We start from the raw sequence: 21618 nt of genomic DNA, 5'->3' as shown, positions 1-21618 counted from the left end.
GGGCGGCAAGGGGCCGGTCAGCGCGTGCTGACCAGCTTTGCGGCTTCCTCGTTCAGGTGCTCGTCGACGGCGCCGGGGATGGTGCTGGCGATGCGGACCACGCACGAGTTTCCGTCGTGCGCGAGCTCGAACCGAAACGTCAGCTCGACCCCGTTCAGCGTGGTGGCGTACAGGTCGTCCTCGGGGTCGTCCGCTGCAATCTCGGCACTCTCGATCGCGTCCCACAGCCAGACCGTCTCGATCAAGGTCAGGCCGTAGGCCTCCTGGAAGTGCCGGGTGAACTCGGTGGTCGGCAGGTAGAGGTATCGCGTCGCCATCGTCGGGCACTCCTTCGCGTCATCGGTGCGGGTCGAAACGGTGCTCATCGGGTTCGTCCCCCTTCCCTCGCTGGTACCTCAACTCTACCCATCTTGACGCGTACGCGTCAAGATGTTTTCCCTGGTCAACCGCACTTGTCGTGTTGTTAGTCCCCTCGGTGGGTTCCGGGAGGTGCCGGCGCCAGTCGGGCGCCCACAGCAAGGGTGCAGGTCCCGAACCGCGTCGGGGTTCGGGGGCCTGCGCCTGCTGAGGTGGGCGTGAGGCTACGACGTCGCATGGTCGGGAGCGGGCTCGTCCTGGCCCTCGTCGGGCTCGGCCCGCTCGATGCCGTGAAAGGAGGCGTGCGCCCGGTCGTAGGCGTTGCGCCACGGCACCCGCCCTCGCTGCTCGTGGCAGCGGCATGCGCACTCGCGCACGCCGTAGACCAGCGGTGCAACCCAGCCGTTGCACCGGTGGGTGCCGTCGTTGCAGCTCGCGGTCTGGTGCGTGCTGGCGGGCTGGTCGTGCTGTGCGTCCTCGGTGCTACGTGCGATCAACGCGTCGGCGTGCTCGGCCGGGGTCGCGTCGGCGGTGAGTTCGTCGGTGAGCAGGCCGTTCAGCCAGCTCTGTGCCGGTTCGCCGTACTCGCCTGCGCGGACGCGGGTGAGGAACTCCTCGTCGTCGTCGATGGCGTGGCGGGCGCGGTCGAGCGCGGTGGTCGTGTTCATCTGGCTGGTTCTACCTTCCGGGATGTGTGCTGGCTGGGGCCTCGATCTGGAACAGGAAACCCTGTACCGCAACGGGTTCTGCGGTGAGCGGTCCGTCGACGGCGAGCAGGTTCGGCCAGTGCTGGATGAGGCCTCCGCCGCGCGGCATCCAGTACAGGCCGTTCGGGGCCGAGCGGACCCACACGGTGCCCGAGGCACCGGTCACCGTGCGGGTCTCGCTGTTGGGCGGCTCCGGGTCGCCGTGTGTCCATTGCCGGGTGCGCATGGCACGGGCGTCCCTTCGCCGGTCAGTACTGGTGGATGTCGCCGGGGCCGTAGTGGATGCGGTCGCAGGTGAGGCCGAGGACGTCTCGACCGGGCACGCCGTAGAGGTCCGCGCCCCACATCTGCACCGCCGGGTCTTCCTCGACCATCGCGCGCGCGACCAGCGGGTTTTCCGCGACCACGAGCGTCTCGCCACCGATCTCCCACGTGCTCGGGCTGGTGCGGCGGCGGTAGCCGATCAGCCACACCCGGCGGGTGGCCGCCCACACGTTGAGCGCCGCGCGGTACGCGGCATCGCCGAGTTCCTCGCGCACCTGCTGCTGAGCTGCGGTGATCCCGATCCGCTGCGCCAGCTCGGTCAGCCTCTCCACGTTCGCCGTGGCGTGACCCTGCCCAGTGTTTCGCGTGTCGGTTGTGGTGCTCATTCTCGGTTTCCTCCCTCGTTGCTGATACCTCCACTCTATCTAGATTGACGCGTACGCGTCAAGACATTTCCGCTGGTCAACCTCCTGATGATCTCTCCAAAGACGAAGGAGTGCGAGCCACTCCGTCAAGGCTTTACCGGAGAGACGGGGCCGCGACGACGGAGGTGGGACTGCTATTAGCTGACTTCGTCGCCCTTGACGACGGCAAGGAACGCGGCCCAGCCAGAGTCGGCGAGGACGAGGACAGGGCTCGCTGAGCCGAGCTTCGAGTCCCTGATGCCGGCCCAGCCCGGCACGCTGACGGCGTCGACCTCGACGCACTCGCCTTGGCCGCCGCTGTAGCTGGACTTGCTCCAGCCGATCGTCGTCCCCGCGAGGGTCGCCCGCGCGACCTCGACGTCCATCACGTGGTCGTCCATCAGGTGATCTCCCTCTGTTGCCGTCAGCGACTGGATCCACACGTCGAGCTTGTCGACCTTGGCGCTGGCGGGACAGTTGATCAACTTAGCCGATCAGGTTGTCGAACTCGCCCTCGTTGACGCTGCGGAAGAAGTTGGCGATCTCGTGCGGGTAGAACGTCAGGACCGGGCTCGCTGAGCCGAGCTTCGAGTCCCGGATACCGATCACGCCGGGCACGCTGTCGTTCACCTCGACGCAACCGCCGTTGTCGCCGCTGTGGCGCGATTTGCGCCAGCGGGTCGGGTCGTAGTCGGGTGCGGTGCTCACGGGTAGATCTCCTTTGCCAGCCTGCGGATGTGCGCGATGCTCGGCTCGGGTTCGAGCGCGAGCTCACGCAGGATGACCAGGTCGGCTTTGAAGCCGTTGACCTGGTCCTCGTTCTCGTAGTAGATGCCGTTCTCGCGGTTTTCGACGTACACCGTGCCCGGGTCGTCGAGGAACTCGTCGGGGTAGGTCAGGATGCTGAACGTGCCCTCGATGCTCGGGTGCGCGCCGACTGCGACCGGAAGAACCCGCAACTGCACGTTCGGCAGCTGCTCGGCCTCGTCGGCCAGGTGCAGCAGCTGCGCCTTGTGCACGTCCGGTGAGCCGATCGGGCGCCGCAGCGCGTCCTCGTCGAGCACGCGATCCAGCTGTAGCGGGCCATCGTCCTCGCGGTGGCGCAGGATCGCTTGCCGGGCCACTCGCAGCGCAGCACGGCGGTTCACCTCGTTCTCGGAGAGATCTGGGCGGGCGCCGCGGATGATCGCCTGTGCGGTCTCCTCGGTTTGCAGCAGGCCGGGTGGGACCTTCGCGTCGTAGCCCTCGACGCCGGCGGCGATGCTCTCCAGCCCCAGGTAGAAGTTGAACCACCCTGGCGCCGCGGAGCTGAACAGCTCGGCGGTCCACCAGTCTTTCCCGCGCTTGGCCTGTGCCAAGAGTTTGGTGAAGAACTCTTTGCGCTCCGGGTGTCCGTACCAGTCCAGCATCAGAGCCATGTCGCCGACGCTGGGCTGGTACAGGCCGGTCTCGAGGTGACCGGGCCACGCAGGCGCCTTCATGAACCGGGCGGCGACCTCCGCGCGCTTGATCCCCGCGGCGTCGCGCATCTTCTTCAGCTCGGCACCGATGCGGCGCTTGAGCGCGCTCGGGCTGGACTCAACCACCGGCGTCACCTCCTCGGCCACGGGACACAACTGAACCCAGGACTCACCCGAAAAGACCACGCCGAACACTAGCGCGCTCGTGCACTAGTGCACTAGATTTCGTCGTGGCTACCTGACTAGTTCGCGCTACCACGGTAGCCCCTGGCGGCACGGCGAGCGGCGTAAGGGGCCAACGCCTCCGCGGACCGTGTCGCCAGGTTTCCTCCCCCATGTTGGCGGTGGCCTCGCGTTGGTCGATCCCCCCTTGCGGGCCCGCGAGGTCACCGCCGCATCCATTCGTCGGCCCTGGAGGGGGCGGCCGCCGTGGCTGAGCTCAAGACCATGCCGATGACCAGCGCGGATGGCGCCTGCGAGCACCTGATTGACGTGACCGCGGGCCTTCCCCAGGCCGCGGAATTCACGACTCTGTGCCGCGCCGAGATTCGGCCGGCGGCCATGACCGTGGCGCCGGGACGACCATGCGCCGCGTGCTGGCAGCACGTCGTGGCGGCACGGGCACGCGCGACGGCACCGCTGTACGTGCTGATCCCGCAGCAGGGCCGGGGCCACGGCGGGCGTCACCGGCGGCCTGCCCGCCCGGGGTGGCTCCACACTCGCCTGACCAGCGCACTCGGCGGTGTCCGGTGACCCACGAGCAGGTCGAACCCGCGTACGCGGCACGCGCTGGCGTGCTCGCCGGCCTCGTCGACCAGCCGCGCCGTGACTTGCTCGAATCCGCGTTCCGCCTTCGGGCTCGGGCGCTCGAGCTTCGCGCGTGCGGGCAGGAGGGGGCAGTCCTGGCGGCGGAGTTCGCCGAGTCCTCTGCGCGCGACGTTCTGACCACCCGCGTTGCTCCGGCTGGTACGCACCGGTGACGGAGCCCGACGTCGACGCCATGATCCGCGCTCTGCTGTGCCAAGGTCGCTGGCGCTTCGTCCCGCAGCTGACCTACCAGGGTTCGATCAACGCGCTGATGCGGGTCGAGGGCTCGACCACCGACCTGATCACTCTCCCGGAAGAGGGCTGGTCGGCGGTGGTGCGGCTCAGGGGCGGGCCCGACAGCCGGGGTTCGTTCCGGCGCACCGGGATCCACACGTGGCGGCACATGGTGCCGCTGGAGGTGGCGCTGCGCTGGGCCCTGCGCGACCAGCACGACGACGCTGCGCTGGTCTTCTGGCTCGATCGCACCCTCCAGCGCGTCGGCGACGGCCCGCATCACGGGAGCCTGTCGTGAGCCATCTCGAACCTCGTGACGACCAGGTGCTCACACCCCAACAGGTGCGCGAGCAGCTCGCGGCCTGGTTCGTGGACGCGCCGCACGAGGACGTCGACAAGGTCATCGAGGGCATGACCAGGCGTCGGCGTGAACTCGAGCAATCCGGCCAGTGGCCTCCCCCGTGGCCACCGGAACCCTGACCATCTGGCGACACCCGCACCACGGCCCCCGGGCCTTCCCCAGCCGGGGGCCGTGGTGTGCCTGAGTCAGGGCTCGCGTTCGCTGGCCTGACCGCGTAGCACGGCCAACTGGGCGACTCGGTCGGTTCGGCGGTGTGGCGTGGCGAAACTGTCGGTCCGGGCTGGGACGATACGTAGCCGATCGAACACCACGGGTTCACAGCGGGAGGGCGCATTGGGAACGACGCTGGCCACCTACGAACAGAAAGTCGCGCATGTGCAGGTCGTGGCACAGCGTGGCGCAGAGGCCCGCAAGATGGTCGAAGACGCCGGGCAGAAGCCGGGGCGGCTGAAGGCGCACGCCGTGTTCAAGGCGATGGCGGCCGAACGGCAATCTGCCGCGGCGCCCTACGCCAAGTGCCTGGCGTTCACCGACACACCCGCCGACCGTTTGAGTCAGGGTGACGCGCTCAGCCCGGCCTGGGCAAAGCACGTCCGCCGAGTGTTCGTCTCGTCGTTCGTCGCCGGAAAACCGAAGCCGCTGCCGCCGAAGTAGTGACCGTGGGCGGGATGTCTGCTGAAGGTGACGGGACCGCGGCTTTGGCGGCTTCGCTGCGGCGGTACTTGGAACCGGTGCGGTTGAGTGGGCTGAGCGCGCCGCAGGCGACGCGACTGTTGACCGAGCAGACGGCGTGCTGGGCTGAGGAGCAAGGCTGGGCTGTCGCACGCGAGGTTCAGGGCCGGATCACGCGGCCATCGAAAAACGGCCCGAGGCGTTCCCGGCTCGATCTGGTCTGTACGCGGCCGGCGGAATTGCCTGCGGTGGCGATCGAGATCGACCAGTTCGGGAAGGTCTGGTCACTGCAGAAGTTGCTGGCTGAGGTCGACGCCGGGTGTGTGGCGTTGTGGCTGCGCTGGCGCGGGCGCACGGAAATCGAGATTCCCGAAACGGTCGGGCTGGTCGACATCCACGACACCGCGTCCTACCAGCCGCGTTCTCGGGCGTCCCGCCACCGGGCCACCCTCGGTTCCCCAGCGGCGCAGCAGCTCCACTGTGCGATGGCAGAGCGAGCGTGGAGCCCGACACAACAACAGGACCTGCAGTTGTTGCCGTCCCCGGACGAGATCGAAGCCGCACGTACCCCTGCCGGAGGCTTCACCCGGGCGCAACTCGCGGCCTGGGGTGTGGCGTGGCCTCCGCCAAAAGGATGGAAGAAGGACCTGATCGATCGCTGGCACGCAGCCCGGTAAGGGGTCGCTTTGCGACACGGTGCCCACGAGCGCACCGCCGTCGTCGCAGATCGCGCGGCGGGCGGTCCGGGACTCGATCCGGCCGAGGTCGAGGTACCTGCAAGAAGCCGCTACAAAAGATCTTGTAACACGCACCGTCTGAGGTCAGACACTGGAACCAGCGGTCCTAGCCAACCCGGACCGCGCGCAAGGCCCGCCGGCAGGACCTCTCTCCCCCTCGTCTTGCCGGCGGACCCTTACCGTCGGCCAAGAAGCGCTACTGGAGGCCCTGAGGACATGGTTGACCAGTACAGCGCAAGCCCGGCGAATCGAACGCCCAATGGCTGACGCGGCTTGAGGCCTACTTGGTTGTTCACCTCGACCGGGTCACCGGCGTGGCCTCAGGCGCTGACGAGGAAGAAAAGCGAATCCGGGCTGCTATTGCCGCCCTGAAACGCGGTGAGGCGCCCCGGAGGTGACGCGAGGCGGCCGGAGATATCGGCTGCTTGACTCGTGAGTAGGTAGCCGGGCGGTCGGGTGTGGGCCGACGTTGGGAGCATGGGCGCGTCCCACCGCCACCCGAGTGCCCCTGTGTGCCTTCCCCGGCCTACACGGTGAGCCGTGCAGCCGCAGCGAGCATGTGCCGGCAGTACAGCGGTTCGCCCACGGTCGGCAGCGGCAGCCACTTCGCGAAGCCGCGCGCCAGCGGGGTGTCCTCGATCAGCGTGGTCGTCCACGCGTACCCGGCGCCGTGCTGTGCCCCGCGCAGCGCCCGTACTCGCCGATCCCCCCGCACCCAGTGCGGTCCGTCGGTGGACCAGTCCAGCCGGGAGAAGGCGGCCAGCGCGAGCACACGACCGTAGCCGCGGCCGCGGTGCTCGGCGTCGACCTGGACGTGTTCCAGCACCCCGGTCCGGTCCTGCGGGCACACGGCGAACGTAGCTGTGCCGATCGCGTGGCCGTCCAGGCGCAGCTCGATCCGGCCGGGTCCGGCATCCTCGGCTGGCGGCACGGCCACCAGCTCCAGCCCCACCCCTTTGGCCTCCCCCGCCTCGACTTGTTCGTAAGCGGGGTCGATGAGGGCCCACTGGTGGTCGTCGACGTGGCCCTCGTCCCGGCAGCGCAGGCAGATGAGCGAGTGCAGGTGCAGCGCCACGATCCACGAGAACGTGCCCGAGCCGGGCACGGGGTGCCGGCGCGGGCAGTGGTTCGGCGCATGGACCGTGAGCGACCCGTTCGGGTTCAGCTCATGCCGCAGCGCCGGCCTCACGGGAAGCTCCGAGCTGCCGAACTCGCCTTTCGGTCGCTGCGCCTCGAACATACGGGCGAGTCTATGACTCCTTCAGCGACTCTCCGATCAGGCCAAAGGAGACCTCTCCCGTGACGCCAAATCCCATGGCCCGGCGCAGGCCAGCGCTCGGGTCGACGACCTCCAGCCGGGGCTTCATTTCCGCCGCGAACCTCGGCACGTCAGCGGCGAGTCTGTCGAGGTAGCCGGGGAAAGACTCGGGCGGCCGGCCACGGCTCAGGATCGCCTTCGCGACCGCGTTCTCCATCGCCGGGCCGTGCACCTCGAGGAGCTTCAGCAGGAAGTCGTCCGGGTGGATGGCCACGATGCCGTGGTGGTCCATCACGCGCTTGGGGAAGTGCTTCAGGTTCGAGGTCACCAGGACATCGGCGTGACCATGCACCGCAGCGGCCAGCACATGCCGGTCGCCCGGGTGGTTGCCCATCTCCGGTTCCAGGGGCTCGAAGCCGTCGATCATGGCCGCCGGAAACGCCCGACGCATCTGGTCTACTCGCTTCGTGATCCTCTCCGGCGTCACGTTCCGCCGACGCCGCGGGACATCCCGGACGACAGCCGCGAGCACTCGTTCGGACCACAGCGGCTCGTACAGGTCACTGTGAGCTACCCACAGGAGCACGTTGCTCAGCCGAGACCCGAAAATTACGTTCGAGTCGAGGAACGCCGTCGTGGTGGTCACGACCAATAGTGTGACGGGTCCCTGTGACACCCCGAAGCACCTTTCGGGAGTGTCGCAGGGTCACTCCTCGTTGAGCGTCAAGCCGTCCGTCTCGTCGTCCAGGCCGTCGTCGGCGGATTCCATGGCCATCTCCACGAGCAGGGCCTCGCGCTGTCGACGCACCCGCGCGTCGTAGGCCAGGAGGTCCGTCAACTCGACCCGGCGGTGTCGGCCGACTGTGTGGAACGGGATCTCGTCGCGTTCCAGAAGACGGACCAAGGTCGGGCGGGCGATGCCGAGCAGGTCAGCGGCCTGCTGCGTGGTCAGCTCCGCGTTCGCGGACTGCAACGTGACGCCCATGCCCTTGGCCATCGTGAGGGCGGCTCGGCGCAGGACGTCGTACAGCGGGGCCGGCAGCTCGACCTTGGCGCCGTCCGGGCTGATGAGCAGCGCCGGGTGCAGGGCGTCGTGTTCGGCCAGGACCTCCGCGACGTGCTCGAACTCGGCGCGGTGGCTGACGTCCGGCGGCTGGACCGTCCGGTCTTTCAGTGCAGACATCTCACTCCTCCTTCGCTGGGTCGGGTCGTCGCTGACGGGTTGCGCCGGTCGAGGGCTTCCCGATTGCGCCGGTCGAAGTTCGTCCTGGATTCCGTCGTGGCGTCGTTCGTCGCGTCGCTCGCGCTGTCGTTCCTGTCGTCAGACGTCGTCATCTTTTGACATCTTTTGCCACTTTGCCATCTGACGTCAGGTTAAACGAACTATTCGAACTCTTCCAGTCTCTTCAGGTATCTTCCTGCGCACACCTTCGTGGACGTCGCTTCTATGTCGTCGCTGATGTGCGCACCAATCCGGGCGCCAAACGCACGGTGCGTCCGTGAGCGGCGAACTCAGGCGGCTCTACGGCTGCGCTGCAGGTCAGCGGGGGTCGACGATGGACTCGTGCCCGTGCCGGATTTGCCGCTGCGGCTCGCTGTCGCCGAGCCGGCCGCGGTGCTGCCCACCGGTCCGTACGAGTACTCCCCCAAGCTGGACGGGTGGCGTGCGGCGGTGCACGTGCCCGGCGGCGTGCTCCAGTCCCGCACCGGCGGCGACCTCACCGCCCGGTTCCCGGGGGTCGTCGAGTCGGCGGCCGCGCTGGGTGGCCGGGTGGTGCTCGACGGCGAGCTGTGCGCCTACCGCGCGGGCCGGCTGGACTTCGCGGCGCTCGGCTTCGGCCCGGCCCGGCGCCACGTCGAGGGCGTCACCGTCGTGTTCATGGCGTTCGACCTGCTCGGCCTCCGGGGCCGGGACCTGCGGCCGTGGCCGCTGGCCCGTCGACGGGCACGGCTGGCCGAGGTGATCGGCGCGGGCAACGCCGGCGTGCAGCTGATGCCCTCGACCCTCGACGTCGAGCAGGCCCGCGGCTGGATCAGCGCCGATCAGGCCGCTGTCGGCGTCGAGGGGGCCCTCGCGAAGATGCTCAACAGCCGGTACCCGGTGCGGGGCGGCCGGGCCGGTTGGTTCAAGGTCCGCCACTACGACGACGTCGACGCCCTGGTGCTCGGCGTGACCGGATCCCCCACCCGCCCGACGGCGCTCGTGCTCGGCCAGGCCGACCGCCGCGGCCGGGTGCGCGCGGTGGGGCTGTCGACGACGCTGTCCCGCCCGGCGCTCGTGTCGCTGGCCGGGCGGCTCCGCCTCGCCGGCGGCGGCCCACAGCGCGCGTCCGGGGTGATCGCCGGTCTGCCCGGCACGGACGATTTCGTGTTCTGGCCGGTCGAGCCCGGTGTGGTCGTCGAGGCGCGCGCGGACCGTGCTTTTGAACTCGGCCGCTACCGTCACAGGCTGGCAGTCGTGCGTGCTAAGCCTGATCCGTGAACGAGCCACAGGAGACGCGGCGCGGCCGCGCGTGGAGCATCGCCCCCGACGTCGCCGAGCAGATCGGGCCGGAGCAGCTGCGCCGCATGAACGACCCGGAGTGGGACTCCCTGCTCATGTGCTCCTTCTGCGGGGAGGAAGTCCCGTCGGACGTGCCCGCGGCCGCGATCGTGCTGGAGATCTCCGGCTCGTCGGTGGCGGCCGCCCTGTGGGCGCACGAGACATGCCACCCCTCGCAGATCCTGCGCCTGACCAGCGACGAAGCGCGGGTCCGGTTCCCCGCGCTGCACGAGCCCGGCGGAAGCGACGTCGAGGTCGCCGGCTCGGTCGCGGTCATCGACGACGAGGGCACCGAACTCCTGCACCCGATGCTGACGATCTCCTACACCACCGAGGTCCGCGACCGCGGGCATGCCGAGAGCACCGACCTGGTGACCACGGCCCTGCTGCGGCAAGGCTGGAACCTGATCACCACGCTCGAGGAGGGGTTCGCCGACGGGCCGCGCGGGTGGAGCGTGTACGCCACGCCGCGCCCGGGCGGGCTGACCGAGGTGTGCCTGATGGGCCCGTCCGGGCCGGAGACCGCGGCCACCATCGAGCTGCCCGAGTTGTGGTTCACCGCGGCCGCCGAACGCGGGCACGTCGGCGTGCTGCAAGGCCCCCGCCTCGGCTGGGAGGCCGGCACCGGAGCGCTCGAACGCGCGATCCGCGACGGGCGCCTCACCGGCGGTGTCGTGCCGGTCGTGGTGACCGGCTAGAACTGGGTGCCGTTCACCGTGCTGGTGTCGGCTCGCCGCGCTAGCGGGCTGGAGCGAGCTCGGGGTAAGTGCGCTGGTAGTCGGCGAGGTACTCGTGCAGGTGGGTCCGGCCGTGTTCGGTGAGCACGACCATCGGTGTAGTGGTTCCGGCCCGGTAGTTTCGGGCGTTGGCGTAGATCTCGACCTGTTCGATCAGCGGTCCCGTGGGGTGCTGGGCGAGCCGGTCGATGGTCTTCTCGGAGCGAGTCAGGTCTCTGACCTGCCAGCGCAGCAGCCCGTTCGGGATGTCCCCGACCCAGTCGGGGACATCCTCGCCCCGGCGCTGGAATTCTTCGGTGGCGACTTCGCGCAGGTAGCAGCGGCCGGTGTCTTCGATGTCGGACAGGGCGAGCAGCAACCGCAGGTCGGTGTCGCGCACCAGGTGCTTCGGGCGAGCCTGCCGGTGGTCGGCCAGTCCGGTGTGTGCGCCCTCGGCCGGGGTGCGGCAGCGGGCAGCTCGGGCGCGAGGTCAGGGAAGAGTTCCGCGTAGCAGGCGCGGTGGATCTCGAATTGCCGGCGCCCCAATGCGGAGGCACGGACGCGATGTTGCCGCAGCATCCTCCGATATTGATCTGGCCAGTCCGCGGCGAAGGTGTCGATGAAAGATCCGTCGCGGCGCTGCTGCAAGCGCAGCAGCGTGTTCCCCGCCGGCGGCGTGGACATCCGCTTCGCGGACATCCGCTTGATGTCGGCCTCCGCGGTCTGGTCGAACTCGAAGATCGTCGACAGGTACAGCCGCTGCCGAGCGTTGAGTCCAGCCCACGCCTGCTGCGCCTTTCCGCTGGTCATGAGAGGTGCTCTGCGGGGTTGGGCAGGTCAAGGGACAGCTGCTCGGCGGGGGCGTCGACGTAGGCCCACTCGATGCGTGTCACCGGGTCGCTGGGCTGGATGCCCTGCGCGTCAACGAAAAACCGGCGTATGAACTCCTCCGGGGGCATGCCGGGGAAGCCCTCGCGCGCCACGTCCTCGGCGGTGATTTGTTCCAGCGGCTCGCGTCGGACGCTGACCACCTCCACGTCGGTGATCCGGATCAGTGGCTCACCACGTTTGCGGCCCATCACCTTGCGGCACAAGGTGATCCGTTCGCCGACCCGGAGGTTCTGCAAGCCCTTGCGGCGGGTGACGGTCTTGGTGTGGCAGCGCACGGCGTCCTCGGTGAATGCCACCGACATCAGGCGTGGCATGACGGATTCTCCTTCCTAGCCCCTTGGCCCGTCCGGCTGTCCTCAGCGGGAGCGGTTGGTTCCGCTCTACGGCCCTTCCCACCCACAGGACTGGCACTTGAACTCGTAATCGCGCAGGTCTGGGTCGTTCTTGCTCGGTCCGTGGTCAATGACCGTGCACTTGCCGCCGCACACTGGGCACATTCGGTTCTCCTCCTGGTCGGTTCGTCAGTTTCCGCAGGTCACGCACACCCACGTGCGGGTGGCTTTGTCGAACTGCTTGTAACAACCGGACGTAGTCGTCACCGGTCCTGCTTGCCAGATCCGCTACGGCCGGTGCGAGGTTCGTCCTCGCCGCGGGCCCGGCTCAGCTCGGTCCGCAGCTCGGCAAGCCGTGCCTCGTAGCCGGTTTTCGCCTCGTCGGCGGCCGTTCGGGCCGCGTCGCGCTCCGCGAGCGTGGCGGCCAGCTGGGCCCGGTCGGCGCTGGCCTGCCCCTGCACCTGTTCGAGGGTGCTGCGGACCTGGCGCAGTTCGGTCCGAACCTCGTCTGTTCGGGCGTCGGCGGCCTGTAGTGCCTGGTCATAGGTGCGGGCAGTGTCGGCGGCTGCGGACTTCGTTGTCTCGAGCTCGGCGCGTAGCGCGGCTCGTTCCGTCGTGGTCGTGTCCAGTTCCGCCTTGGCCTCGAGCAGCTCGGTCTTCACTTCGTCCAGGCGCTCACGGGCCCGCTGCTCGGCCTGTTCGTGCGCTCGGTTCGCGGCGGTGAGCGAGGCCTGCGCGGCCTCCAGTTTCGCGGTCAGCGCGGCCAGCTCGGCGGTCTGTTCGCCGATCCGCGTGCGTGCTGCGTCCCGTTCGGCCGTGACGGTCTGGCCGGTTTGGACTTCGCGTGCCAGCTCGGCTTCCAGTCGCTGCACCTGGCCGGCGGCTTCGCTGGCTCGCTGGGCTGCTTCGTCGGCGCGTTCGCGCTGGTCATTGAGCTGCCCACGCAGCTGCCCCACCTCCTCGGTCAGGGAGTCCCGCGCGGTGGTCAGCTCGTGCACCTCCTCCTGGAGACGCTGGGCGTCGGCCTGGGCCTCGGCTCGGGCGGTCTCGGCGGCCGAGCGTGCCTGCGCTTCGGTGTCCCTGGCGGCTTCGGCTTCTTCCTGCGCGTCCAGGGCCAGCTCGGCGGCTTCCTCGGCGGCCTTGCGGCCGGCGGCCTCGTCTTTGGCGGTCTGCTCGGCGGCGCGGGCGCGGCTGTTGGCGACGTCGCGCTCGGCGGCGATCGCGTCGACCTCGGCGCGGGCCTTGCGCTGGATGGCGGCGATCTCGTCGACGGTTTGCTGCTGGTCAGCGACCACGCGGGCGGCCTGCTCCAGCCGCTCCATCAGGCCCGGTATGGCGGCGACACGTCCCCGGACGTCGTCCAGCAGCTCGCCGTAGGTGCGGCGGGCCTCGGTGAAGGGTGCGGCGGCCGGGCCGGTCGCGGCGTCGTCCTGCGCTGCTGTGCTCGCTGACGGCGCCGGCGGGCCGCTGCCGGGCTCAGGGACCTGGATGCGGCCTTTCTTCGCGAGGCTCTTGTTCACGCGGGTGTGCCGCAACCCGTCGACCCACTGGTCGCACGTCGTCTTCTTCCGCCCCGGCCCCTCGGTCTGCGGGACCTCGTTCGGGCAGCCGCGGAACCAGCACTGTCCGTGGGCCGGCTCAGGCCAGGTCGCCGGGTCGTTGCTCACGCTCTCCGTCATGCCTCCAGTGTCCCACAAATCGTATCGTATTGTCAATTCGTAAAACGTTTATCGTATTAACGTTTATACGTTACGAAACAAAAAGATGTGCCGGTGATCATCCGCCGCACCTTCAGCGGGTATTTGCGCTGGTCACATCCCGGCCGGGATGGCGGCCGCCGTCCGCGTTCGGTGTGACCCAGGGACCCGGACTCTCTCGTCGATCGTGGCGGGATGATGGACGAGTCCCTGTCCGGATTCAGTTCGGAGGGCGGTGACCGCGATGGGCCGACTGGACTGGGCCGAGGTGATCGAACAGGCCCGTGTGGTGGTGGCCTCGTACGCCGAGCGCGTCACGCTGCGGCAGTGCTTCTACCGTCTGGTGGCGGCCGGGGCTGTGCCGAACACGGTGGCCGCCTACAAGCGGCTCTCGGCCCTCACGGCGGCGGCGCGGCGCGCCGACACGTTCCCTGATCTGGCTGACCACGGCCGCGAGATCGCCCGGCCGCTGGCCTTCGTAGACGCCGACGACGCACTGGGCTGGCTGCGCCGGGCGTATCGGCGGGACCGCACCGCCGGGCAGTCCACCGCCATCTACCTGGGCGTGGAGAAGGACGCGCTCGTGTCGCAGCTGGCCGCCTGGTACGCCGATCTGGGGCTGCCGGTGATCGCGCTGCGCGGCTACGGCTCGCAGACCATCGCCGACCTTGTTCGGCGCGACGCGCAACAGGGCGGCCGGCCTGCCGTGCTGCTCTACGCCGGGGACTACGACCCGTCCGGGGAGGACATCGAGCGGGACTTCCTGGCGCGTACCCGCTGCTGGACGCACGCCGAGCGGGTGGCACTGACCCCCGCCCAGGTCACCGAGTTCGGCCTCCCGCCGCTGCCGGGCAAGGCCACCGACTCCCGTGCCGCAGCCTTCGCCGCAGCCCATGGCCACCTGATTCAGGTCGAGGTCGACGCGTTGGACCCCACCGACCTGCACGCCCTCTTCGATGACGCCATCGCCCGCTGGTGGAACCCGCAGGCCTACGACGAGGTGCTCGCGGCGGAAGCCCGCGATCGCCACCGGCTGGACAGCTCGTAGATCACCTGACCAGCAGGTTTCCGGCTTAGCGAGGTTTTACGTTCGGATGTTCCTCGGGCGCCTATCCCGGCAGGCGCAAAGAGACGAGCCAGCGCTCAGTCGATGCATCGGAATTCTTCTAGTGAAAAGTATTGCGATAACTGAAACGTGTGACGTACTGTGCAAAGCATGGCGAAGAAAGACATCATTGATGAGCTGGTGGACATCCGGCACCCGATGCCGCGCATGGACGAGGTGGTCGAGGGAGAAGAGGAATTCTTCTCCGACTGGTGCAGCGAGGTCGACCGGGAGCGGACTGCCTACGAGCGGGATCTGCGGGATCACGAAGAGCACGAGGAGGGCGACTGGGATCCGTTGCTGTCCGAGATCTTCGCCGCGCGGCGGGAGATGCGGGCCGCAGAAGAGCGGATGCGGACGCTGGTCGCCTACGGGCGGGAGTTCATCAAGCCCCACCCGTATCAGCTCAAGCAGTTGGCCGAGGCGACCGGAATGTCGATCTCGGGCACCCGCAGCTGCTACACCGTCGACGAGGTCGCCGCCGTGGCTCGCCGCATCGGCCGGCAGCCCCGCTTCCGCACCGACGACACCGGGGAGTGAGCATTGTGAGCTGCCACGACGCCACCACCGCGGCCGCGATCGCCGCGGGATGTGCCTGCACCCCGGCTTGGCCCGAGCTGGCTGTCACCCGTGACGACGGAACCGCCGAGACCGTGCTGGCGTCGGCCACCCCGGGGCCGCTGGCGCGGCTGTATTACGCGCACTGCACCCGCTGCGGCGTGCAGTATCCCGGCCCGTTCCGGCTCCCGCCCCGGGCCACATGCCACACCGGGCGAAGCGGCGCTGCACGCGCGTGGCAGAACCGCTGCCCCGCACAGGACAACGGACGAGAGCAGAAAGACTCCCTCGCCACCTTGATCCGGCGGGCACTGGCTGAGGGCAACCGATGACCGGCCGAGGCCGGTCACGGCCGGCGGTTGAACTTCTCGAAGTAGGCCGGTTCGCCGTCGGGGGCGACTGTCAGGCTGAACACGTCGAACACCGTGTTGCCCTCGGCGTCGCGCCCGTGGGCCCAGCCGGGGCCAGTGGACCAGGTGAGCGGGCCGGGATTGTCGGGGTGCTGAGCGCGGAACCCGTCGAGATCCGCGATCGCCTTCTCGGTGGACTCGTACGCCGTCGCGAGGATGCCGGGCTGGGCCGAGGTGGTGCGGTCGTGCACCACGTACACGGCTCGCTTACTGCTGGTCATGAACGCCATACTGCCAGTCGCAACCTGCTCACCGCGTCGGGCGGGGAGGCTGACGCCGAGTTAGCCGCAGGCGTTACCGGGCCCGGTTTCCAACTGCCGCACGGCCTCGTCCCACGCCACGGTTGGCTCTCCCGAAGCCAACACGTCGCGAGTGCGGTTCGACCAGTAGGCGTCTTCATCGTTCTCGAAGTGCTCGGCCTCGCCGTCGGCACCGACGTGTCCTGCAGGCATGTCCTCAATGTACGGCGGCATGGTGCGGTGTGCGTCGAGGGCCGCAGCGTCAGGATTTCCGCGCGGCGCGGCGCTTCTCCCGGTCGTCACGGTCCCATTGGTCGCGGATGTGCTTCAGCTTCGGCATCCGCTCCTGCGCACCCCATGCTGCGCGGGCCGCGACGGATTCCACCAGGCCCTCATGCTCGATGACCGGCTCTTTCAGGTCGGACACGACGCTGGAAATGCTCGCTGCCTGCACGACGGGCGCCCACTGCGCCAGCAGCTGCATGGCCGCCGGCAGGGTGTCGACCTTGAGGAACGGTGAGCCGTTCTGCGCGCCCCACACCGACAGGAGGTACTCGGGGTGCCCTGCGCGGGTCCGACGCTGGTAGAGGCTGATTTCGACACCGACGGTCTCGCCCGAACCCAAGCACAGGAACGGCTCCCAGCCCTGGGCGTTCAATCCTTCCTCGACGTCAAAGCTGTCGTCGTCATTCGCGAACACCAGGTAGGGCTCCCACGTCCCGTCGGTGCTGAGCTGCAGGTCCTGATCGTCGACGGCCATTGCGGGTGGTTCCTCCAGCGTGAGGGTTCCTCACCCACCGGTTCGTGGGCCGTGGCCACGATAGAACGGCGCTCCGGCGTGCCCGAACGGGCGAATCAGCACCGCGCGACCAACCGCCGGTCGCGCCGGCCGTACGCCGGTTCATTGCCCCTGTGCCCGAGACTGAAGGGTTCCGTTACCAGCGGCCCCGGCGCCGCCGCGGTGGCGAGGAGGGCGGAGGCAGCGGATCGGTGGCCTTGGGATACCGGAGCGTGTCGAGGATGGCCGGGTCGGCGCGCCATTCGCGACGGATCTCGAGAAAGGCAGCCCGTAGAGCGACGCGGTCCGAGATACCCCTGCCAGGGGAGGGTGGAGCCGGCACGCGGTAGGTCCAGCCTTTCGAGGTCTGGCATCGCTCCGGGTCCATCGTCCACATGCGGCGGCCGGTCGCGGCGAGCAATTCGGCGACGGTGGACGTCCCAGTCGCGTCGAGCGCGGCAAGCACCACCCGGGCGGCTGCTTCGGCGTCTTCTACCGGATCATGGCCGCTGGACACGGTCCGGTACCCGCCGAACAGCCCTGCAGCCGGGAACAAGCGCCGCGCCAGTTCGACAAGGGTGTGGCACTGCGGACAGTGGCCGGCACCAGCCGGCCACACCGACCGGGCGATGCTGAGCGTGCAGCAGTACCGCAACGTCGGCCACGGAAGGCCGTGGGCATCGAACCCGGCACGCAGGAATCTCATGTCCAGGCCAGCGCCGTGAGCGAAAACCGGGCGATCGGCGATGAGACCGGTGACCGTAGCCCAGGCATCAGCCAGGTACGGCGAGGATTCGTAGATCTCCCGGGTTAGGCGCGGACCACGCTTGACCAGCTCGGATCGGTGTCCCCAGGGCACCGACCACCACGGGTGGCCGACCACCTTAAACCAGAAAGACCGTCTGACGGAGATCTCCCCGTCCTCGACAACAACCACGCCGAGCTGCAATGGCAGCCGCTCACGCCGGCCCACGAACTCCAGATCGAGGGCCACGAACGAAGCACCGTCGGTGATCACGGCCTGAACCGAAGAATTGGCATTACACAGCTGACTGACCAGCGGGTTCCGTGCGTAGCGCTGGTTTTCGAATCACAGTTCCGATGTCCCTCAAGAACGCCATCTTCCACGTGATCACCGTACGTGCTCAGCGGGACCGTCGACGTCGGCAGCTGCTGGGACTGCTGCGCCGGTATCCCGCCGCGACGGCACGGGCTCGCTCGTAACGCTGCTGCGGGGTGAGCGCATCGCTGGCGGCGAGCACCTGCGGGTCGGCCGGCTGCGCCCCGGTGGCGCCGGTCGCGGCCGCCAGCTCAGCGCGGGCTTCCTCGATGCGCGCGCCGTGCCCGGTCATGATCTGCTCGTGCCGCGCCGCGGCCGCGCGGCGGCGGTTCGTCTCGGCCTCCTCGAAGTACCTGCGTGCCTGGTCACGGGCCTGCTCGCTCGCGGCCGCGGCATCTGGTCTGGGCGTCGGCCCGGCATTGAGCCGCTGGTCGCGGCGGAGCTCGGTGGCGACCCGGCGGCCGAACTGCGCGACGGTGTCCGGGGTCAGCTGGCCGTCGGCGGTGAGCCCGGCGTGCTGCAGCAGCCGGACGCCAGCGCGGCCGTGCCGGTGCGCGACGGCCCGGCGGATCGCGACCTGGCGACCACGGTCCTGGTAGTAGCCGCGCAGGATCCGCCCGTCGGCGTCCCGCCAGGCATCCAACCGGCTGGTGATCCAGTTCGTCACCGCGGCGTAGTACCGCCACGACCGGCGCTGACCAGCCGCGACGTTGCGCAGGACGGCGTCCGGGCCACGCCGGTGCGGGGTCAGGCTGGACGTGCCGAACGCCGAGGGCAGGTGGTCCATCGCGTGGACGACGTCCAGGTTCGACCACCCCTCGGTGTATAACGGCCTACACGCGGCGCGGACGGCGAATCGGCTCAACTGGGCGAAAATCGGCAGCCTACGCCGCAGCCAGTCGGCCGCACACAGCATCTGGAAGTCCGTGGTCGGGACCGTAGAAGCCCAGCTCAGGGCCCGCTTCTGGTCTGAGCGCGCCCGGAGGGCGCTCTTTTGGTCATTTCCACCCCAGGGATCGCCGAGCGGAGCTCCGCAGTCATCCACAGCGGCGGCCTCGCGCGCGAAAGAACCCCCTTTGGTGACTTTCCCTCTGGGAAAGTCACCAGTAGGCCACCCCTTTTCATCCCCAACAGAAGCAGGTTCGGCCTGGTCAGCGACGGTTTCCGCATCGCTGATCCGGTCCAGGTACGTCAGGTAGAGCTGGCGCAGCTCGGGATCCTGTGAGAGCGCCAGGCGGTGCAGCTGCTCGGCGACGGCCAACGCCTCGACGCGCCGCTGGTGGGTGGCCTCGATCTCCGGGTCGGTCAGCTCGGCCTCGTCGAGGCCGTACTCGGCGGCCAGCGTCTGGGCCTTGGCCTCCAGCGCGACCCGTTCAGGCTCGTAGGAGGTGCTCAGCGCCTTCAGCAGCAGACTGCGGACCTTGCCCACGGTCCGCGCGCGCCGGCGCGCAGCGTCCGCTTCGGCGGCCCGCGCGGCGGCTTCGGCGGACTCGGCTGCGATGGCCTGGGCGGCCCAGGCGATCCCCTCGTCCGGCGACAGCGGGATCCGCAGCGCGTAGACCGCGCGGCGGTTGCCCTCGAGGAACGTCTCCGTCCCGTCTGGGAGAACCATGCTGCGCAGCGCCATCGGCCTGGTCAGCGGCGTTGAGCCGGTCTCGACGACGACAATCCAGCCGCGCAGCTTCAGTTCCTGCAGCCAGCGCCCGATCGTCGTCTCCGACAGCCCGGTCCGCCGGCACAGCTCGTCCCAGCCCGGCCATGTCTCCAGCGTCTCCCAGTTCGCCGCCAGGGCAAGCACGCGGGCGATCGCGAGCAGATGGGCCTGGCCGTCGACGCGGATGGCCTGGACCCACTCGGCCCGCTTCAGCGCGGCGAGGTAGCCGCGCTGTCCCTTCGGGTAGCGCAGCGGTGCGGTGAACTTCGGCGCCGCGGCGATCTCCCCCGCCGCTGGCTTCCCGCCATGCGCGGCCCAACACGGCCCGCAGACGATCGCGAAAAGCCTGGTCAGGCGGCGATGACCAGGAGAAACATGACAGGTAACACACGGTCCGTCGAAAGACACACCAGGCGGCTGCTGGCGTGTTCGGGACCCAGGACATATCCTGGGCACGCGAAAGACCCCTTTCGTAGGTGGGCATGCGAAGGCCCCTTTGTCCTGGGATGGACTGAAACCCGGTTAGGAACCGGGAGCTGATCTGCCAGCCGGGGTGGTGCCCGGCGACGGTTGACCAGTGCAAACGGCGATCTGTGTGGAGCAGTTCGCCCGCAACGTTCGGCGAGGCGGTTCCGTGGGTAAGCGGAATCGCCTCGCTGCGTTTAGGTGACCATCACGGCCCCCGGAAGTGGTTTACAGCGCGGCACGACGTCACGCGCTCTCGGCGAGTTCAGGCTGGGTGGGGTTGGCAAGCTCCCTGGTCACCCACTGCTCGAACAAGTCGACCGGCCGTACCTTCCGCGCTTTGCAGTACGCGATCAGGTCCTGTTTCAGGTCCGACTTCACCGGGATCTTGATCTCAGCGTCTCGGCCTGTCCGGGGTCGGCCTCGCCCTCGTCCGTTTGCCATGCGCACGTTCTATCGTCTGGAAGCGGTTCTTCTCGGCCGACACGCCGCCGCTGATCGGCTTTTTCCGGCCCTGATATTTGTCCCGCGGGAGTTCCTCTCCGCAGGGGGCCTGTCGGGATACTGGTAGCGCCTGGGCGGTCAGCGCTGGTGAGGGTCTGGTTTCTCCTTGAAGTACGTGGAATCGCTGGTGCGTTCGCCCTTCAGCCATGCCGTGGTCTCGGCCATTGAGTCGGCGAGCTCGGACGGGTTGATCACTGCGTGGACGAGGTCGCTGAACTCCTTGCGGGCCTGTCGATCGACGGCGGACAGGCCGCGCTTTTCCTTGCGTGCCCAGTACTGCTGCTCGGCTTCCAGCCGCGGCAGGAGCTCGTCGCGGGTGAATTTGGTCAGGTCGTCGCGGGTGAGCCGCTGGAACCGTGCCATCTGACTGGCCTTCCCCTCTTCTCAGTCGTCGTAGATGTTGGCGCCGGCCAGCTGGTGGCGACCGGGGTGCCCTTCAGCCAGGGTGCAGGTCAGGTAGTCGCCGGGCTCGGCGTCCTCGGACATCGAGTCGGCGGTGAACCGGCACCGAGATGCGTCGACGTCGACCGGGCGCGCGGTGGTGTCATTCACGCCGGTAACCGCCGTGGTGGGGTCCGACAGCCGCGCCAGCAGATCGCCAGGATTCCCGGCCGGGGTGAAGGCGCCGGGAATCTCGCCCAGCTCGGCCCGCCATGCGTCCAGGTGCGACGCGAAGAAGGCGGTGTCGGGGACCAGGCCCCAGCCGTACTCGAACCCCTCGGGCTTTTCCGGCTTCGCGTCCGGGTCCTCGGCCAGTGCGGCCAGGTGCGCGGCGAGCTGCTTGTGGAAGGCGGTGACGTCGCCGGCGAACCGCTCGTGCGCGGCCTGCTTGCTTGTGCCCAGGGCACGGCCGATCTGCGTCCAGCTCAGGCCCCTCTCGTGGCTGGCGATCACCGCGGCACGGAGCAGGTCCTCAGCGCGGGCGCGGGCCCAGGACGCGGCTTCGATCAACACCGTCGGCGGCACACCGTCCGGCCGGTGCGCCTCGGGCACGATCGCCCGGTACGCGGCTTCCAGCGTGGACCAGGCAGCTTCGGCCATCGCGACGCGGGCATGGTCGGCGGCAGTGTAGGAGTCGAACGGCCGTGTGGACTCGGCAGCCACCGACTCGCCCGAGCCCAGCGGCATCGCGTCGTTCTCGCTCATTCAACATCCTCCGGCTCTCGTATGGGCGTCAAGGTTACCTTGACGCCGCTCCACTCGGAAGCCAGGCCGTCAGGGTTAGCTTGACGATCTCGGGCTCTCACGCCCGTGACAGCCGCCTGGCAACGTCTATTGCTGTCGTCAAATGGTCCTTTGACGACACCCCGGTCTGGTCGGCCGTTTCATGGGAAAACCGGCGGCCGAATCCAATGCGATCCGATCCGAATTGACGACAGGGTTTGCCGACAGGTAGAACCTTCTCC

At 69.0% G+C, this 21618-nt stretch carries 30 protein-coding genes; 9 read left to right on the top strand and 21 right to left on the bottom strand.

Annotation, left to right across the window (positions count from 1 at the left end):
• Window positions 1-17: 17 nt before the first annotated feature.
• From ACIA77_RS48185 to ACIA77_RS48155, 7 genes are all read right to left on the bottom strand, one after another.
• Window positions 18-365 carry a hypothetical protein gene (locus ACIA77_RS48185; protein WP_395892935.1) on the bottom strand — a complete coding sequence of 116 codons (348 nt, stop codon included), beginning with the start codon at window positions 363-365 and terminating at the stop codon, window positions 18-20.
• Between the two features lie 216 nt (window positions 366-581).
• Entirely contained in the window at window positions 582-1025 is a 444-nt protein-coding gene (locus ACIA77_RS48180; protein WP_395892934.1) for a hypothetical protein, read from the bottom strand.
• 10 nt (window positions 1026-1035) lie between these two features.
• Window positions 1036-1290: a hypothetical protein gene (locus ACIA77_RS48175; RefSeq protein WP_395892933.1), complete on the bottom strand. Its 255-nt coding sequence runs from the start codon at window positions 1288-1290 to the stop codon at window positions 1036-1038.
• A 22-nt stretch (window positions 1291-1312) separates the two neighbouring features.
• Complete coding sequence (locus ACIA77_RS48170) at window positions 1313-1714, bottom strand: hypothetical protein (protein WP_395892932.1); 402 nt, start codon at window positions 1712-1714, stop codon at window positions 1313-1315.
• A 176-nt stretch (window positions 1715-1890) separates the two neighbouring features.
• Window positions 1891-2133, bottom strand: a complete 243-nt coding sequence (locus ACIA77_RS48165; protein ID WP_395892931.1) for a DUF397 domain-containing protein — start codon at window positions 2131-2133, stop codon at window positions 1891-1893.
• 85 nt (window positions 2134-2218) lie between these two features.
• The gene (locus tag ACIA77_RS48160; protein WP_395892930.1) at window positions 2219-2440 is read right to left on the bottom strand and encodes a DUF397 domain-containing protein; all 222 of its coding nucleotides are present in this window, start codon (window positions 2438-2440) and stop codon (window positions 2219-2221) included.
• Entirely contained in the window at window positions 2437-3318 is an 882-nt protein-coding gene (locus ACIA77_RS48155; protein ID WP_395892929.1) for a DUF5753 domain-containing protein, read from the bottom strand. Before ACIA77_RS48155 ends, ACIA77_RS48160 begins: the two co-directional genes overlap by 4 nt.
• Window positions 3319-3621: 303 nt before the next feature.
• Here ACIA77_RS48155 and ACIA77_RS48150 point away from each other — a divergent pair, with 303 nt between their 5' ends.
• The 5 genes from ACIA77_RS48150 (at window position 3622) to ACIA77_RS48130 (ending at window position 5943) form a co-directional block, all read left to right on the top strand.
• Window positions 3622-3945, top strand: coding sequence for a hypothetical protein (locus tag ACIA77_RS48150; protein WP_395892928.1), 324 nt, complete (start codon window positions 3622-3624; stop codon window positions 3943-3945).
• 223 nt (window positions 3946-4168) lie between these two features.
• Window positions 4169-4531 (top strand): hypothetical protein, encoded by a 363-nt coding sequence (locus ACIA77_RS48145; RefSeq protein ID WP_395892927.1) that lies wholly within the window; start codon window positions 4169-4171, stop codon window positions 4529-4531.
• A complete protein-coding gene (locus tag ACIA77_RS48140) occupies window positions 4528-4713 on the top strand; it encodes a hypothetical protein (protein WP_395892926.1) in 186 nt (61 codons plus the stop codon). The genes ACIA77_RS48145 and ACIA77_RS48140 overlap by 4 nt, the downstream gene beginning before the upstream one ends.
• A gap of 214 nt (window positions 4714-4927) precedes the next feature.
• Window positions 4928-5248, top strand: a complete 321-nt coding sequence (locus ACIA77_RS48135) for a hypothetical protein (protein ID WP_395892925.1) — start codon at window positions 4928-4930, stop codon at window positions 5246-5248.
• A gap of 14 nt (window positions 5249-5262) precedes the next feature.
• Window positions 5263-5943: a hypothetical protein gene (locus ACIA77_RS48130; RefSeq protein ID WP_395892924.1), complete on the top strand. Its 681-nt coding sequence runs from the start codon at window positions 5263-5265 to the stop codon at window positions 5941-5943.
• Window positions 5944-6529: 586 nt separating this feature from the next.
• On the opposite strand, the gene ACIA77_RS48125 is transcribed toward ACIA77_RS48130, so the two are convergent.
• From ACIA77_RS48125 to ACIA77_RS48115, 3 genes are read right to left on the bottom strand one after another with little or no spacing between them, the layout of a single operon-like run.
• A complete protein-coding gene (locus tag ACIA77_RS48125) occupies window positions 6530-7243 on the bottom strand; it encodes a GNAT family N-acetyltransferase (RefSeq protein ID WP_395892923.1) in 714 nt (237 codons plus the stop codon).
• A 10-nt stretch (window positions 7244-7253) separates the two neighbouring features.
• Window positions 7254-7907: a PIN domain-containing protein gene (locus ACIA77_RS48120; RefSeq protein WP_395892922.1), complete on the bottom strand. Its 654-nt coding sequence runs from the start codon at window positions 7905-7907 to the stop codon at window positions 7254-7256.
• Between the two features lie 60 nt (window positions 7908-7967).
• Window positions 7968-8444: a helix-turn-helix domain-containing protein gene (locus ACIA77_RS48115; protein WP_395892921.1), complete on the bottom strand. Its 477-nt coding sequence runs from the start codon at window positions 8442-8444 to the stop codon at window positions 7968-7970.
• A 381-nt stretch (window positions 8445-8825) separates the two neighbouring features.
• Here ACIA77_RS48115 and ACIA77_RS48110 point away from each other — a divergent pair, with 381 nt between their 5' ends.
• Both ACIA77_RS48110 and ACIA77_RS48105 read left to right on the top strand, forming a co-directional pair.
• The gene (locus ACIA77_RS48110) at window positions 8826-9743 is read left to right on the top strand and encodes a hypothetical protein (protein ID WP_395892920.1); all 918 of its coding nucleotides are present in this window, start codon (window positions 8826-8828) and stop codon (window positions 9741-9743) included.
• Window positions 9740-10501 (top strand): hypothetical protein, encoded by a 762-nt coding sequence (locus tag ACIA77_RS48105; protein ID WP_395892919.1) that lies wholly within the window; start codon window positions 9740-9742, stop codon window positions 10499-10501. Before ACIA77_RS48110 ends, ACIA77_RS48105 begins: the two co-directional genes overlap by 4 nt.
• A gap of 40 nt (window positions 10502-10541) precedes the next feature.
• On the opposite strand, the gene ACIA77_RS48100 is transcribed toward ACIA77_RS48105, so the two are convergent.
• The 3 genes from ACIA77_RS48100 to ACIA77_RS48090 form a co-directional block, all read right to left on the bottom strand.
• A complete protein-coding gene (locus ACIA77_RS48100; RefSeq protein ID WP_395892918.1) occupies window positions 10542-10919 on the bottom strand; it encodes a hypothetical protein in 378 nt (125 codons plus the stop codon).
• Window positions 10920-11325: 406 nt separating this feature from the next.
• A complete protein-coding gene (locus ACIA77_RS48095; protein ID WP_395892917.1) occupies window positions 11326-11724 on the bottom strand; it encodes a hypothetical protein in 399 nt (132 codons plus the stop codon).
• A 281-nt stretch (window positions 11725-12005) separates the two neighbouring features.
• Entirely contained in the window at window positions 12006-13262 is a 1257-nt protein-coding gene (locus ACIA77_RS48090; protein ID WP_395892916.1) for a hypothetical protein, read from the bottom strand.
• Between the two features lie 421 nt (window positions 13263-13683).
• Here ACIA77_RS48090 and ACIA77_RS48085 point away from each other — a divergent pair, with 421 nt between their 5' ends.
• Window positions 13684-14487 carry a hypothetical protein gene (locus ACIA77_RS48085; RefSeq protein WP_395892915.1) on the top strand — a complete coding sequence of 268 codons (804 nt, stop codon included), beginning with the start codon at window positions 13684-13686 and terminating at the stop codon, window positions 14485-14487.
• Between the two features lie 168 nt (window positions 14488-14655).
• On the top strand, window positions 14656-15084 hold the full coding sequence (locus ACIA77_RS48080; RefSeq protein WP_395892914.1) for a hypothetical protein: 429 nt from the start codon (window positions 14656-14658) through the stop codon (window positions 15082-15084).
• 364 nt (window positions 15085-15448) lie between these two features.
• Here ACIA77_RS48080 and ACIA77_RS48075 read toward each other — a convergent pair whose 3' ends face one another.
• From ACIA77_RS48075 to ACIA77_RS48040, 8 genes are all read right to left on the bottom strand, one after another.
• Entirely contained in the window at window positions 15449-15733 is a 285-nt protein-coding gene (locus ACIA77_RS48075) for a hypothetical protein (protein ID WP_395892913.1), read from the bottom strand.
• 60 nt (window positions 15734-15793) lie between these two features.
• Window positions 15794-15964, bottom strand: a complete 171-nt coding sequence (locus tag ACIA77_RS48070; protein ID WP_395892912.1) for a hypothetical protein — start codon at window positions 15962-15964, stop codon at window positions 15794-15796.
• A gap of 49 nt (window positions 15965-16013) precedes the next feature.
• Complete coding sequence (locus ACIA77_RS48065) at window positions 16014-16511, bottom strand: hypothetical protein (RefSeq protein ID WP_395892911.1); 498 nt, start codon at window positions 16509-16511, stop codon at window positions 16014-16016.
• Between the two features lie 175 nt (window positions 16512-16686).
• Window positions 16687-17547 (bottom strand): hypothetical protein, encoded by an 861-nt coding sequence (locus tag ACIA77_RS48060; RefSeq protein WP_395892910.1) that lies wholly within the window; start codon window positions 17545-17547, stop codon window positions 16687-16689.
• A gap of 127 nt (window positions 17548-17674) precedes the next feature.
• The gene (locus ACIA77_RS48055; protein ID WP_395892909.1) at window positions 17675-19651 is read right to left on the bottom strand and encodes a DUF2786 domain-containing protein; all 1977 of its coding nucleotides are present in this window, start codon (window positions 19649-19651) and stop codon (window positions 17675-17677) included.
• A gap of 303 nt (window positions 19652-19954) precedes the next feature.
• Window positions 19955-20152 carry a RepB family protein gene (locus ACIA77_RS48050; protein ID WP_395892908.1) on the bottom strand — a complete coding sequence of 66 codons (198 nt, stop codon included), beginning with the start codon at window positions 20150-20152 and terminating at the stop codon, window positions 19955-19957.
• Window positions 20153-20290: 138 nt separating this feature from the next.
• Window positions 20291-20575, bottom strand: coding sequence for a hypothetical protein (locus tag ACIA77_RS48045; protein ID WP_395892907.1), 285 nt, complete (start codon window positions 20573-20575; stop codon window positions 20291-20293).
• Window positions 20576-20596: 21 nt separating this feature from the next.
• On the bottom strand, window positions 20597-21358 hold the full coding sequence (locus tag ACIA77_RS48040; RefSeq protein ID WP_395892906.1) for a hypothetical protein: 762 nt from the start codon (window positions 21356-21358) through the stop codon (window positions 20597-20599).
• Window positions 21359-21618: the final 260 nt, after the last annotated feature.

The sequence above is a fragment of the Amycolatopsis sp. NPDC051903 genome, from assembly GCF_044452505.1.
GTDB lineage: Bacteria > Actinomycetota > Actinomycetes > Mycobacteriales > Pseudonocardiaceae > Amycolatopsis.
Note: the sequence above shows the minus strand (reverse complement) of the source record. Positions and strands in the feature narration are given on the sequence as shown.